This is a genomic window from Streptosporangium carneum (genome assembly GCF_027922005.1).
In the GTDB taxonomy this organism is placed as follows: Bacteria; Actinomycetota; Actinomycetes; order Streptosporangiales; family Streptosporangiaceae; genus Streptosporangium; species Streptosporangium carneum.
On record NZ_BSEV01000013.1, the window covers coordinates 125,301 to 138,188 of the forward strand.

Genomic DNA, 12,888 nt, shown 5'->3' on the forward strand with positions numbered 1-12,888 from the left:
CGCCGAGGCCTCTCCTCTCCCGGCTCCGCCCGCCTCGCCGTGGGGAGCCGGGAGCGGGCGTCGCGGCGTCGGGGTGACGCCGTGGCCGGGAGAGCGTGAAGGTCAGACGCTTTCGTCGTCCGTGGCGGAGACGATGTCCAGGGCGGCCCATACGGCGCGGCCGAGTGAGCCGTAATCCCTTACGCCCCACCGATGAGAATGACGGGCGACCAGCCAGAGACCGCGACCGTTTTCCTGGTCGACCGGTATGTCTTCGGGCACGACCGGATTCCACGGCGGTCCGCCGGGATCGACGACCTGAACGTATATCCGGTCCGCCGACGAGGTGACGGTGAGGGTCACCTTGTTTCCGTACGGCCTGCCTTTCGTCGAGTGGACGACCGAGTTCGTCACGAGTTCGGAGACCACCAGCTCCGCCTTCTCATAGGCGGGGTGATCCTCCCCCAGCCATTCACGCAGACGGAAACGGGCCTGGGAAACGACTTCCGGCGCAAGTTCGAAGGTCGCCGCGCCCAGGAGCGTCCAGCGATTCTCTACACGGGACTCCTCAAGATCCATGGATTTCCCTCATCTGGTAATCCGCGTTTTCGGATTCGCCTGACCAGGATGGCAGCGCCTGGTTACAGTCGGTAGTCGAACGAGTTGGAGAAGCAATCAGCGGCTCTGCTGTAACCGCACTTGAACCGCAGGAGGCTCGGATGCCGAACCCCGCCAAGCTCGACCCCGGCAAGTCCCCGATCGCCTACTTCGGCTATGAGCTGCGGAAACACCGCATCGGCGCGGACCTGTCCCAGCGGCAGCTCGCCGCGCGCGTCAACTACTCGATCGCCATGATCAGCAGCGTGGAAAGAGGACAACAGTCGCCAACCATGGGTTTCGCCCAAAAGTGCGATGAAGCGCTCAAGCTCGACGGGGCGCTGGCCCGGATCAAGGAAATGATCGACAACGCGACGGCGAAGCTGCCCACGTGGTTCAGAGCATGGATCGAGGCCGAGCAGAATGCCGAAGTCCTGCGCACGTGGGAGCCCATCATCGTGCCAGGACTGCTCCAGACCGAGGACTACGCACGGGCCGCCATCAAAGGAAAGCCGGGCATATCCGTGGAAAGGCTGGAGCGGAGCGTGGCGTCTCGTATGGAACGCCAGCGGATTCTTCGCCGCGACGATGCCCCCTCCCTCTGGGCGGTTCTCGATGAGAGCGTGCTGTCTCGTCCCATCGGGGACGATGCGGTTGTGGCCGAACAGCTCGATCATCTACTGGAGTGTGCGGATGCACCAAATATCGTGATTCAGGTGCTGCCGATTGAGGCCCGTTCTACCACCGGCCTCCTGGGTGGTTTTATGATTGCGCAAGGTCCGGGAGTCCCGGACACCGTGTACCTGGAATCGGCCATTCGTGGACAGGTTTCGCATGAACCAGCCGATATCAAAGCCGCGTCGATGTGGTACGAGGTGATCCGCGCCGAGGCTCTCCCGCAAAGCAGTTCGCTGAAAATGATCGAGGAGAAGAGGGACCAATGGAAAAGGACGACCTGAGCCGCGAGCTCACCGCCGCCACGTGGGTGAAGTCCTCCCTCTCGGGGGCGAACGAAGGCAACTGCGTGGAGGTCGCCAGGCTGGCCCAGGGCCGGGTGGGGGTCCGGGACAGCAAGGACCACAACGGTCCGGCGCTGGTCTTCGCCCCCGGTAAGTGGGCCGCCTTCGTCGACGGCGTCAAGGGCGGCCACTTCGGCTGACCTTCTGGATCGAGACCTGAACCCTCCTGCGGCCGTCCTCGGTCGCAGGAGGAGGGCCGGGGATGCGGCTGGCGCGAGGCCGGGTCCTTTCGGCGGGTTGCGCGCCGTTCGTCAGCGCCGATCCTCCTCGCCTCACTGCTCGCCGTACCGGCGCTTGGATGGTCACGAGCGTGGGGCGGGCATGAGGGTGGGGCGGGTATGAGGGCTCTTCGAGGTCAAGCGGGGTTGAGACGTCCACGGCTCTTGCGGGTGGTGGCGCAGCGCCCCGCCACCGCTCACGGCTTCAGCTTGAGCCTCTTCCTCGACGCCCCCGGGAACACGACGACCAAGTGCTGTTCCTCCCCTGCGTCGTCGACCCGCACGTAGACACGGAGCCGGTAGCGGCCCTTCCCCGCGGTCGCCAGGTTCGGCATCGGGGCACCCGCGCCCACCTCTCCGCCCTCGCCCCTCTCCGGCACGGTGAGCCGGCCGCTGCGGCTGATGATCGGTACCTCGCTGACCTGATCCCACCCGGCCGTCCGCCGTGGCGGCGCGGTGCGGAAGGCCTTCACCGTGAGGCACAGATTAACGACGTCTGCGACGTGCCCGACGAGCACCGCGCTGCCAGCCACCCCGATGAGAGTGCTGTCGTCGTAGACCTTGTCCATCGCCTGCTCCGCCGCCTCGTCGGCCGCTTCGTCCTCGGGGTCGTGGACCAGATAACCGTGGTCGCCGTCGACGAACAGGAAGTATTTGGCGGTGGCCTGGACGACACCCCTCGTCCGGGGCCACGGATCGCGGCACTTCGCGTTCTCCTCGGCGACGTAGGCGGTGTTCGCCGCCTCCGTCTCCGTGGTCGACCGCAGCAGCTCGGGATTGGTCGCGCCGATGATCTCCGGGCAGACGTAGACGAGGTCCCACGGGTCCGCGCCCCAGGCGGGCCGCGCGCTCCCCGCCCGCGTCAGAATCGCCTTCTGCCCGTCGTGCTCCTTCGTACGGCACAGCGCCCGCCCGTACGCGAGGATCTGCTGGTCCGACAGGCTGTCCGGGAACATGGGCGGGACTCCGCCCTCTGTGCTCCGCGCCCGGCACAGGAACGCGGCGTCGCGTTCCGCGGGTTTCAGGTCGCCGAAGTTGGGCCGGTCATAGCAGTCCATCGACCAGCCGGTGTAGGTGAGGTGCGGAGTCTGCTCCGGGTGGATCAGTGCGATGATCGGCAGTACGGCCACGGCCGCCACCGCGACGCGGATCACGCGCCGCCGCGCGGGCGGAAGGCCCGCCGGGAGGCCCTCAACGGGCAGTTCACGGGCGGTCGCCGCGATCCACACGGTGCTGACGAGTCCCACCGCGTCCACCAAGACCGGCATCGCCAGATTGCCGCTGAAGATCCCTCCGGGGAGAGCGTTGAGCGGGATCACCAGCGCGTAGACACCCACCGACAACCACCCGGCGGCCTGCGTGCCGCGGCTCCACCGGCCGTCGCGCCGCTGCCCGACGACCGTGACGACGGCCGCCGCCACTCCGCTCAGCATCCAGCCCAGTTCGACGATGCCGCCCGATCCAAGCTCGAGGAGGTCGAGTTCGTCGAGCAGTTCGTTGGCCGTCCCGGCCAGCTGGACCGCGAACATCGCTCCGGCCGCCGCGCGCAGCACGCGGGACCGCCAGCGGATGACGAGCAGGTAGAGGACGTCGATCGCGGTCCACAGCGCGAGCTGGAATGCCGTGCCGACCGCGGCGGGGAGCAGCATGATCGAATACCACAGCACGAGGGCGTACGCCACCGCCAGATACAGCAGTCGGCGCAGCGCCTTCGCCCGGCGGTCCAGCGGTCCCCGCGCGGGGGCACGCAGGATCAGCCACAGGAGCGCGGCCTTCACCGGGGCGGCGGCGATCAGAGCCACAGTCGTCGGGGTGTCAAACCCGTCGCGCGCGTAGAACTCCACGTACGCCGACGGCGACCATTCGACGGCCATCCAGAGCCAGGGGTCGCCGAGCACCAGGCCCGCGACCGCCGCCGCAAGGACCAGACCTACTAATCCAATCCTGATAATTCGCCATGAACTATCCGAAAACACGGAACGCGATCTTAGCGCGGCACCGCCGTGCAGGCGGACACAGCGGAATGAGCGGTCCCAGGAGGGATAGACGCTGGGGGGGCCAGGCTCCTCGAACTTGATCGGGGTTGAGCGCCGGAGCGTGCTGCCGATGGGGCGAGGCCGATGTCTTGGGAGAGCTCGCGGCTCTCATCGATCATTCCTGTCGTCGAAGCGAGGTCTCACAGCAGAAGAGCCGCGAACTGAGTTCGGCTGGCCCCTTGGGGCGAGGTGTGAGACCTCCGGCGGCCGTTGGAGGCCGCCGAAGGGTTTGGACAGTACGGCTGACGCGGTGAAGGGGCCTTGAGGAGGTCCCGGAGGATCAGAACAGGTAGGGGAGGCGGCCTGACGTGCCGGGCGGCGGGGTGACGGGTTCCCTGAGCGGGTTGTCCTCGGAGGGCGGGACGGCCGGGCAGCGGGCTCCGGGCGTCGGGAGGGTTCGTGAGATCAGGTAGGAGTCGACGGCCCCCGTGGCGCACGCTCCACGCCCGTAGACGCCGTGCCCCCAGCCCTCGTAGGTGAGCAGCCGTCCCGAGCGGCCCAGCTGGCGGGCCGTGCTCACCGCCCACGGGTAGGTGGTTGCCGGGTCGTGCAGGGAGTTGACGACCAGCAGCGGCGTGTTCGTGTGGACCCGTAGACGGCGCTGCGGGTTGGGGGTCGGGGCCGGTTGCCCGAGGCAGCCGACGGTCAGGCGGAGCGCGATGGGGCTGAACCGCATGTCAGGTGCGATCTTCGCCGAACGGCGCAGGTGCTCGCGGTACTCGCGGTAGTCACGGACGGGCAGCCGATAGTCCAGGCAGAAGATCTGGAGCGGAGAGGGGTAGACGTCCGGCGGCCCGCTGAACGGGGCGGGCGGTGGGCTCGGACGCGGAGTCCGGCCGCTGTCGTTCTCGGCCAGGAACTGGGAGAAGTACTGCCAGTTGGCGGGATCGTAGAAGAGGCCCGTCGCGATCTCGATGAGCGTGAACGCGGCCATCGAGGTGCCCTCCTGCCCCGAGAGGCGCGGCTCGCCGCGGTCGGCGCGGGCCAGCAGCTCCCGCCAGAGCGCCCTGACGTCCCCGTCGTGCTGGAGGCAGCGGCTGTCCCGGTCGCACCAGGCCACGAACTCGTCGAAGGCGTCCTGCACGGCCCAGGCCTCGGTGTCCAGGAAGCTCCGTGTGTCCAGGCTGTGGTCCATGGTGCTGTCGAGCGTGAAGGCGCGGACGCGCTGTGGGTGGCGCTCGGCGTACTGCTGGCCGAGGAGGGTGCCGTAGGAGCCGCCGTAGAAGCTCAGCCTCTCCTCGCCGAGCGCGGCGCGGAAGGCGTCGAGGTCGGCCACGGTGCTGAGCGAGTCGACGTGGTCGAACAGCGGGCCGGTGCGGGCCCTGCAGTCGGCGCGCAGCCGTTCGTTGTAGGCCAGCATTCTGTCGAAGTCGGCCTGGCTTCTCATGATCGGAGGAAGCCCCTGCGTCACCACGTCCATGGAGCAGACCACGGGATGGCTCCGATTGGTGCCGCGCGGGTCGAAGCTGACGAGGTCGAAGCGGCGCAGGAGCTCGGGGCTGAAGAGCTCCGCGCCGTAGAGGACCATCTCCACCCCCGATCCTCCGGGGCCGCCCGCGCCCAGCATGAGCGCGCCGATCCTGGCGGCCGGGTCGGTGGCCCTGTGGCGGGCGACGGCCACGTCGAACGTGCCGCCCTCCGGGCGCTTCCAGTCGATCGGTACGGCGAGCGTCCCGCATTCCACGGCCTGGTTCTCCGGACAGGGAGTCCAGGAGATCACGGCTCCGGCTTCGGCGGTTCGTGTCGTGGCGGCCGCGACCGGCGCGAGGGACGAGAAAGGAATGACGAGGCCCAGTAACAGGGCGGCTAATCGTCGCATGGACTGATGATCAGCCAAATACGAAAAAATGGAAATGGGGCAGAATTATGGGCTTTCGGGCTATTTGTAAGGGTGGCGAAGTGGGTGCCCAAGTCTTCGACACTCCGTGGAACGCCGTGCGGTGTCGGTGCTTCCCGGTCCAGGCCTCCCCGTATTCGCCTCGGGGGGTGAGGCGGGCGGCGAGGTGACAGACGCTTGGGATATCCGAAACCTCGTTGCTGGCCGAAATAACAGTTTTTGTAGTGATGTTTCTCAGCGTGTGTGCTCGTACGCGCGTCCACGACGCGCGTACGAGCGTGGAGAAAGCGGAAGGGATCAGGAAGGGGTCAGAAGGGGAAGGCCCAGCCAGGCGTGCCGGGTAGCCGGGTGCCGAGCTCCCGGAGCTTGTGGAGCCTGTCGGTCTCGTCGGCGGGCGGGACGGCCGGGCAGCTGGCTCCCCGCGCGGGCAGGGTCTGCGAGATCAGGTAGGAGTCGACGGCCTGGGTGACGCACGTCCCTCCTCTGAAGTAGGCGATGTGCCCCCAGCCCTCGTAGGTGAGCAGCCGTCCCGAGCGGCCCAGCTGGCGGGTCGTGCTCGTCGCCCACGGGTAGACGGTGGCCGGGTCGTGCTTGGAGTTGACGACCAGCACCGGCGTGTCCGTGCGGACCTTCAGCCGGTGTTGCGGGTTGGGGATCGGGTCCGGCTGACCGAGGCAGGAGACGACCGGCACGAACGACAGGGGGCTGTAGCGCATGTCGGGTGCGATCTTCGCCATCCGGCGCAGGTGCCTGCCGTACTCGCGGTAGTCGCGGACGGGCAGCCGGAAGTCCAGGCAGAGGATCTGGGTGGGGTTGGGGGTGACCTCCTGCGCCCTGTCGGCTGGCGGGGACATCAGGGGCAACGCCCCCTGAGGCATCGCCCCGCCGCTGTCGAGGGCGGCGAGGAGCTCGGAGAACGGCAGCCAGGAGGCCGGAGTGTAGAAGTAGCCCGTCGCGGCGTCGATGAGCATGAACGCGGTCACCTTGACCTCGGGCTGCCCGGGAGCCGGCAGTTCGCCGCGGTCGGCGCGGGCCAGCAGCGCTCTCCAGAACGCTCTGACGTCCTCGCCGTGCTGGAGGCAGCGGCTGTCCCGTTCGCACCAGGCCGTGAACTCGTCGAAGGCGTCCTGCGCGCCCCAGGCCTCGGTGTCCATGAAGCCCTGCGTGTCGAGGCTGTGGTCCATGGTGCTGTCGAGCGTGAAGGCCCGGACCCGGCGCGGGTGGCGCTCGGCGTACTGCTGGCCGAGGAGGGTGCCGTAGGAGCCGCCGTAGAAGCTCAGTCTCTCCTCGCCGAGCGCGGCGCGGAAGGCGTCGAGGTCGGCCACGGTGCTGAGCGAGTCGACGTGGTCGAACAGCGGGCCGGTGCGGGCCCTGCAGTCGGCGCGCAGCCGCTCGTTGTAGGCCAGCCTCCGGTCGAAGTCGGCCTGGCTCTTCATGATCGGATCGGGCTCCTGCGCCATCAGGTCCGTGGAGCAGACCACGGGGTGGCTGCGGTTCGTGCCGCGCGGGTCGAGGCTGACGAGGTCGAAGCGGCGCAGGAGCTCGGGGCTGAAGAGCTCCGCGCCGTAGAGGACCAGATCCACCCCCGATCCTCCGGGGCCGCCCGCGCCCAGCACGAGCGCGCCGATCCTGGCGGCCGGGTCGGCGGCCCTGCGGCGGGCGACGGCCACGTCGAACGTGCCGCTCGCCGGGCGCTTCCAGTCGATCGGTACGGCCAGTGTCCCGCACTCCGCCGTCGGATCCTCCGGGCAGGGCGTCCAGGAGATCGCGCCGCTGGACTCGGCGGCCTGTGCCGTGGCGGCCGAGGCCGGGGTGAGAAGGGCGAGAGGGGTTACAAGCCCTAACAACAGGGCGGCTAATCGTCGCATGCCTTGATGATCGACTGAACCCGGACAAACGGGGATCGGCCGAAGAGTGGGTCGGCGGCTCCCCCACAGGGGTGATGAGATGGGACTCAGGTCTTAGAACATCCCGGAAAACGCGGTGTACCATCCCCGCCGTCTCCCGGCGTTCGTCCATCCCCGGCCGCCCCGGTGAGGAGCTCTCCCAGGTCCCGCGCCCGTCCGGCCAGCTCCGGCGGCGAGGTGACCTCGAACGCGAAGCCCATCAGCGTCACCCACAGCAGCAGCTCGTCGAGCGAGTTCGAGCCGCTGACCAGCTCGCACGTGCCCTCGTCGAGAGCCTGCACGGCGGCCGTGGTGGCGGGCATGCGTTCGGCGACCTCCTGGGCCGGGGCGTGCACCAGGAACCGGCCCTGGTGGCGGTACGGCTCGCTGGAGATGCCGCGGGAGACGTAGGCCGCCAGGTCGTCGGCCGGGAGCTCCCTCGCGGTGAAGCGGGGGCCGTTGGGGGTGCGCAGGGCCAGGCGGTCGACCCGGTAGGTGCGCCAGTCGGCGCGTGCCAGGTCCCAGCCGACGAGATACCAGCGGCGGCCCGAGTTGACCAGCCGGTACGGCTCCACCGTCCGCGTGGTGGAGCCGCCGTCGTGCGCGCGGTAGTCGAAGCGCAGGCTTTCGCGGGCGCGGGCCGCCGCGGCGATCGCGGACAGCGTGCCCGGCTCGACCGCGGCGGCCTCGTTGCCCATCGGCACGGTCACCGCGCGCAGGGAGGTGACGCGGTGCCGGAGCCGGGCGGGCATCACCTGCTCCAGCTTGGTCAGCGCGCGCAGCGAGGTCTCCTCGATGCCCGTGACGCCGCCGGTCGCCGCCGTGCTCAGCCCCACCGCCACGGCGACCGCCTCGTCGTCGTCGAGCAGGAGCGGGGGCAACTGCGAGCCCGCGCCCAGGCGGTAGCCGGGGGTGCCCGCGGCGGCGTCGACCGGGTAGCCGAGCTCGCGGAGACGGTCCACGTCGCGCCGTACGGTGCGGGTGGAGACGCCGAGACGTTCGGCCAGCTCCGTGCCCGGCCAGTCGCGGTGCGTCTGCAGGAGCGAGAGCAGTTTCAACAGCCGCGCCGACGTCTCCAGCACCTGTGTCCTCCTAGGACGGAACTTGTCCTAATCTCTTTCTAGAGTCTTCCACATGAAGCCGTTCCGCATCGAAATCCCCGAAGCCGACATCATCGACCTGCGCGACCGTCTCGCGCGCACCCGCTGGACCGACGAGCTCCCCGAGGCAGGCCGGTCGTACGGCGTGCCGCTGGCGTACGTCAGGGAGCTGGCCGAACACTGGAGGGACGGCTACGACTGGCGGGCGCACGAAGCGGCGCTCAACGGGTTTCCGCAGTTCACCACCGAGATCGACGGGCAGAACGTGCACTTCGTCCACGTCCGCTCGGCCAACCCCGACGCGATCCCGCTGCTCGTCACGCACGGCTGGCCCGGCTCGGTCGTCGAGTTCCAGCGCGTGCTCGGCCCGCTGTCGGAGGACTTCCACGTGGTCGCCCCCTCCATCCCCGGCTTCGGCTTCTCCGGGCCGACCCGCGAGCAGGGGTGGGACCTCGACCGGGTCGCCCGCGCGTGGGCGGTGCTGATGGAGCGGCTCGGCTACGACCGTTACGGCGTGCACGGCACCGACAGCGGCGCGGTCATCTCTCCCGAGGTGGGCCGGATCGCTCCCGAACGCGTCGTCGGCGTCCATGTCAACGGCGCCCTCGGCTTTCCGGCGGAGCCCCTGGCGGGCCTGACCGAGATAGAGGAGGCTCGGGTGGCGAAGTACCAGGACATGGACGGTTCCGGATACGCCATGATCCAGTCCACCCGTCCGCAGACCCTCGCCTACGGTCTGCATGATTCCCCCGTCGGGCAACTCGCGTGGATCGCGGAGAAGTTCGTCGAGTGGACCGGCGTCGAAGTCGACCGCGACCAGTTGCTCACCAACGTCAGCGTCTACTGGTTCACCGGCACCGCCGGGTCCTCCGCGCGGCTGTACCGGGAGAGCGCGAAGGCCTGGGGCTCGCAGAGCACCTACTCCGCCGTCCCGCACGGCGTGGCCGTCTTCCCCGGCGACCTCGGCGTCCGCCGCGTCGCCGAGCGGGACCACAACGTCGTGCACTGGGCGGAGTACGACCGGGGCGGGCACTTCCCGGCGATGGAGGTGCCCGAGCTGCTTGTCTCCGACATCCGGGAGTTCTTCCTCAAGCGGCTCTGACCCGCGCGGCCTCTGGGGCGGTGACGTCGTCGGCGCGCCGTACCTGCTCTGGCTGCCGGTCAGGCCCGGCCTGCGGCGCGGCTGAGCGGTGCCGCCATGGGGACGCGCCACCACGGCGGCACCGCTCGGGCGCGGTCAGTCGACGACGCAGAGCCTTCCGTTGAGAGCGAAGCTCACGGGGGCGGGCACGGAGCCGCTGTAGGAGGCGGTGAATCCGACCTGGGTCGTCGAGCCGACGGGGATGACCTTGTTCCACTGCTTGTTCGTGCCGGTGAGTCGTGCGCCGCTCTGGGTCCAGTCCGCGGACCAGCCGGAGACGAGCTGCGTGGTCGAGGCCGGGTAGTCGACCGTCAGCCTCCAGCCGTCGATCGGGGTCGTGCCGATGTTACGGACGGTGATCTCCGCGTTCAGCCGCGAACTCCACGTCGCCGCGCGGTACGACACCGTGCACGACGGGCTCGGGGTGGGGAAACCCTCCCCGGAGAGGGCGGACAGCGGGTCGGACGGCTGGCTGACGTTGTCGGCCTCGTCCTTCGCGACCACGACGTAGGTGTAGCGCTGCCCGGTGACCAGGCCGGACTCCATGAAGATCAGGTAGCTGGAGGGGGAGACCGTGCCGACCCTGGTGTAGGCCGTCGCGGTCTCGCGGTAGACGTCGTACGCCGTCACCGCCACGTTGTCGGTCGACGGCTGCCAGCAGAACGAGACGCCCTTGTAGTCCGGCAGGCAGGCGTCACGCAGGCCGGTCGGCTTGGACGGCGGCACGTGGTCGCCCGGCTCGGGGCTCGGCGAGGAGGTCGGGGTCATCCCGCGTACCGCGGCCACCGTGATCAGGGTCGAGGGCGGGCTGACGTTCCCCGCCGAGTCCCTGGCCACGACGTACATGGTGTACAGGCGGCCCAGGTCGCCCGAGAAGCCGCCGACCGTGCCGGTCGTGGTGGCGGCGAGGACGAAGCCCTTGGCGTCCAGGCGGTACAGGTCGTAGCCGGCGACCCCGGTGTCGTCCGACGAGGCGCTCCAGCAGATGGAGGCGTAGCCGGTTTCCCTGGATGCGGCCTTGGTGGGGGCGAACGGCACCGGGCAGGGCCGCAGCCCGGCGGGACGTGTCGGTGGTCTGGTGTCGTCGGCCGCTCCCGCCGCACCGGCCGCGTACGCGACGTCCTTCGCCGGGACGGCGGCCAGGGCCGCCTCTCCAGCTGGGACGATCACCAGTGCGGCGGTGAGTAACGCCAGGGTGATGATTCCGAAGGTGAGGAGGACCGCCCCGAGGGCTCGCCTGCCGAGTTGCATGATGCTCCTGTCGAATCGTTTCGGCGTGCCCCCGCAGCGATTGTGAACCATTTTTGACATCCCGTAAAGCCGTGATTTCACAGGACGATAAAAGCGCAGGTGGGCGGCGACGGGCAGGTGGGAACGGCCATGCGGAGACTCTTGGCGCGCTGCGGCGAGAACTGGCCGCAATTGCCTCTGGTGTTCCGTGCGTGAAATCCAGTAGATTAACTCTTTCTGCCTTTGCCTGTTGATTCTGTTTTTCAGGGACAGGCGGCAGGAGAGGCGAGGGCGGTCGGGCCGCCGAGCGACCTACTCCACCCACCACCAGCCATCGCCCAGGTCCCGGACGGGAAAGCCGAAGTCCCCGGCCGCGGTCTGGATCACCGTCTCCGCGGTCGGCGGGTCGACAGACGGGCGCCCCCCTTCCGGTCTCCGTGCGCCAGGAGTCTTCGAAGACCGGAAGGTGGAGAACCTCTCCCTGCCGCCGTACGCAGCCGTTCATCGACAGGGCATTCGCCGGGTGTCGAGATCGGGCGTCAGCCGCTGTCCTCAGGGTGTTCGCGGCCGGCGACCCGCACCCCCCAGCGCTTTCGCAGCCACTCGATCCCTTCGTAGAGCAGCCAGACCGTGGGAGCGGCCAGGAGGGCCGAGCCCCACCCCTGCCTCACCGCCACGTCGAAGAACGCCATGACGGTCAGCGCGCTCAGCGGTGTCCAGGTGCGTGCCTGGGAGGCGAGCATCCAGCACATCCACCGGTGCAGCGTCTCGACGGTCCCGCGCCGTCCGGGGGCTCGCAGCTCGCAGCGGAGCCGCCAGACCCGGCTGAGCTGCTGGGCGGCGTACAGCACCTGCATGACCCGGGTCGCGCGCACCGCCGCCAGGTCCCACAGCTCCGCGCCCAGCTCCTCGGCGTAGCGCTCGCGGTGCGCGGCGGGCAGTATCCGCACCGTCAGGCCGACCAGCCGCCGCGCGGACGGCGCGACAGCGGGGCGTTCCGGCTCCTCCCGCGGGTCTTCCGGGGCGGGCGGGTCGCCCTGGGCGCGTCCGGCGGCCAGGGCGACGAGGTCGAGTGTGAGGCTGTGGACCAGGACGCGGGCGACGCCGAGATCGCGATCGAGCTCGCAGGCGTGGTCGGCGGCGAGGTCACGGGTGAGGTCGCGGTCGAGGGCGCGGGCGAGCAGGCGGGCCCGGTTCAGGGCGTGGTCGACGGCCCGGTCCGAGACGGAGGTGAGATCGAGGTCGAGGGTCAGGTCGCGGGCGAGGTCGCGGGCGCGGTCCAGGGTGCGGACACGGGTGAGGTCGAGGGCCCGGTCCAGGGCGCGGTCGAGGGGATGGTCGAAGGCGCGTCTGCGGGCGCGGTCGCGGGCGAGGAGAAGCGCGTGGTCGAAGGCGCTGTCGAGGGCGCGGTCGAGGGAGAAGGCGTGGTCGAGGGCGCGGCCCAAGGAGGGTTCGTTCACGTGTCACCGCCGGCGAGCCTGTGCCGTAGGGCGGGCAGCAGCCTGCCCACCCTGGTGTGAGCCTGGGCCAGGGCGATGCGCGCGCGTTCCGCGCCGTCGGGGGCGAAGCGGTAGTAGCGGCGGCGGGGCCTTCCCCGCTCCTGCGGCTCCGCCTCCTCCCACCGGGACTCCAGCCAGCCGATGCCCTCCAGGCGGGCGAGGATGGGGTGGATCGTGCCGCTGGGCAGTCCGGCGGCGGCGCAGATCTCCAGGCCGTACATCTCGCGGGCCGGGGCGTCGAGCAGTGCTCTCAACACGAGCTGGGTAGGCAAGGTCATTCGTGGAGCAACACCCATGCCATAAGTTTATCTCTACCTAGCCCCTTGGTAGAGAACAATCGGAAAGT

11 protein-coding genes are annotated in these 12,888 nt (G+C 69.6%); 3 read left to right on the forward strand and 8 right to left on the reverse strand.

What is annotated here, in order from left to right; translation table 11 throughout:
* Window positions 1-102: 102 nt before the first annotated feature.
* Window positions 103-558, reverse strand: a complete 456-nt coding sequence (locus tag PKF00_RS25935) for an ATP-binding protein (protein ID WP_271220239.1) — start codon at window positions 556-558, stop codon at window positions 103-105.
* A 140-nt stretch (window positions 559-698) separates the two neighbouring features.
* Between PKF00_RS25935 and PKF00_RS25940 the strand changes: the two genes are divergently transcribed.
* Together PKF00_RS25940 and PKF00_RS25945 are read left to right on the forward strand one after the other, a co-directional pair.
* Complete coding sequence (locus PKF00_RS25940) at window positions 699-1,535, forward strand: helix-turn-helix domain-containing protein (RefSeq protein ID WP_271220240.1); 837 nt, start codon at window positions 699-701, stop codon at window positions 1,533-1,535.
* A complete protein-coding gene (locus PKF00_RS25945; RefSeq protein ID WP_271220241.1) occupies window positions 1,517-1,735 on the forward strand; it encodes a DUF397 domain-containing protein in 219 nt (72 codons plus the stop codon). The genes PKF00_RS25940 and PKF00_RS25945 overlap by 19 nt, the downstream gene beginning before the upstream one ends.
* A 275-nt stretch (window positions 1,736-2,010) precedes the next feature.
* On the opposite strand, the gene PKF00_RS25950 is transcribed toward PKF00_RS25945, so the two are convergent.
* The 4 genes from PKF00_RS25950 to PKF00_RS25965 all read right to left on the reverse strand — a co-directional run bounded on the left by PKF00_RS25950 (window position 2,011) and on the right by PKF00_RS25965 (window position 8,654).
* A complete protein-coding gene (locus PKF00_RS25950; RefSeq protein WP_271220242.1) occupies window positions 2,011-3,687 on the reverse strand; it encodes a hypothetical protein in 1,677 nt (558 codons plus the stop codon).
* A gap of 442 nt (window positions 3,688-4,129) precedes the next feature.
* Window positions 4,130-5,668 (reverse strand): alpha/beta hydrolase, encoded by a 1,539-nt coding sequence (locus PKF00_RS25955; RefSeq protein WP_271220243.1) that lies wholly within the window; start codon window positions 5,666-5,668, stop codon window positions 4,130-4,132.
* 326 nt (window positions 5,669-5,994) lie between these two features.
* A complete protein-coding gene (locus PKF00_RS25960; RefSeq protein WP_271220244.1) occupies window positions 5,995-7,554 on the reverse strand; it encodes an alpha/beta hydrolase in 1,560 nt (519 codons plus the stop codon).
* Between the two features lie 86 nt (window positions 7,555-7,640).
* Window positions 7,641-8,654 carry a helix-turn-helix transcriptional regulator gene (locus PKF00_RS25965; RefSeq protein WP_271220245.1) on the reverse strand — a complete coding sequence of 338 codons (1,014 nt, stop codon included), beginning with the start codon at window positions 8,652-8,654 and terminating at the stop codon, window positions 7,641-7,643.
* Window positions 8,655-8,706: 52 nt separating this feature from the next.
* Here PKF00_RS25965 and PKF00_RS25970 point away from each other — a divergent pair, with 52 nt between their 5' ends.
* Window positions 8,707-9,774 carry an epoxide hydrolase family protein gene (locus PKF00_RS25970; protein WP_271220246.1) on the forward strand — a complete coding sequence of 356 codons (1,068 nt, stop codon included), beginning with the start codon at window positions 8,707-8,709 and terminating at the stop codon, window positions 9,772-9,774.
* A gap of 135 nt (window positions 9,775-9,909) precedes the next feature.
* On the opposite strand, the gene PKF00_RS25975 is transcribed toward PKF00_RS25970, so the two are convergent.
* The 3 genes from PKF00_RS25975 to PKF00_RS25985 form a co-directional block, all read right to left on the reverse strand.
* Entirely contained in the window at window positions 9,910-11,064 is a 1,155-nt protein-coding gene (locus tag PKF00_RS25975; protein ID WP_271220247.1) for a cellulose binding domain-containing protein, read from the reverse strand.
* Window positions 11,065-11,582: 518 nt separating this feature from the next.
* Window positions 11,583-12,503: a hypothetical protein gene (locus tag PKF00_RS25980; protein ID WP_271220248.1), complete on the reverse strand. Its 921-nt coding sequence runs from the start codon at window positions 12,501-12,503 to the stop codon at window positions 11,583-11,585.
* A complete protein-coding gene (locus PKF00_RS25985) occupies window positions 12,500-12,820 on the reverse strand; it encodes a helix-turn-helix transcriptional regulator (protein WP_271220249.1) in 321 nt (106 codons plus the stop codon). The genes PKF00_RS25980 and PKF00_RS25985 overlap by 4 nt, the downstream gene beginning before the upstream one ends.
* Window positions 12,821-12,888 lie beyond the last annotated feature (68 nt).

Bases quoted from the DNA above. Each gene is read 5' to 3' on its own strand.
- PKF00_RS25945 (WP_271220241.1), top strand. From the start codon at position 1,517: ATGGAAAAGGACGACCTGAGCCGCGAGCTCACCGCCGCCACGTGGGTG.
- PKF00_RS25940 (WP_271220240.1), top strand. From the start codon at position 699: ATGCCGAACCCCGCCAAGCTCGACCCCGGCAAGTCCCCGATCGCCTAC.
- PKF00_RS25975 (WP_271220247.1), bottom strand. From the start codon at position 11,064: ATGCAACTCGGCAGGCGAGCCCTCGGGGCGGTCCTCCTCACCTTCGGA.
- PKF00_RS25950 (WP_271220242.1), bottom strand. From the start codon at position 3,687: ATGGCCGTCGAATGGTCGCCGTCGGCGTACGTGGAGTTCTACGCGCGC.
- PKF00_RS25935 (WP_271220239.1), bottom strand. From the start codon at position 558: ATGGATCTTGAGGAGTCCCGTGTAGAGAATCGCTGGACGCTCCTGGGC.
- PKF00_RS25955 (WP_271220243.1), bottom strand. From the start codon at position 5,668: ATGCGACGATTAGCCGCCCTGTTACTGGGCCTCGTCATTCCTTTCTCG.
- PKF00_RS25970 (WP_271220246.1), top strand. From the start codon at position 8,707: ATGAAGCCGTTCCGCATCGAAATCCCCGAAGCCGACATCATCGACCTG.
- PKF00_RS25960 (WP_271220244.1), bottom strand. From the start codon at position 7,554: ATGCGACGATTAGCCGCCCTGTTGTTAGGGCTTGTAACCCCTCTCGCC.
- PKF00_RS25985 (WP_271220249.1), bottom strand. From the start codon at position 12,820: ATGACCTTGCCTACCCAGCTCGTGTTGAGAGCACTGCTCGACGCCCCG.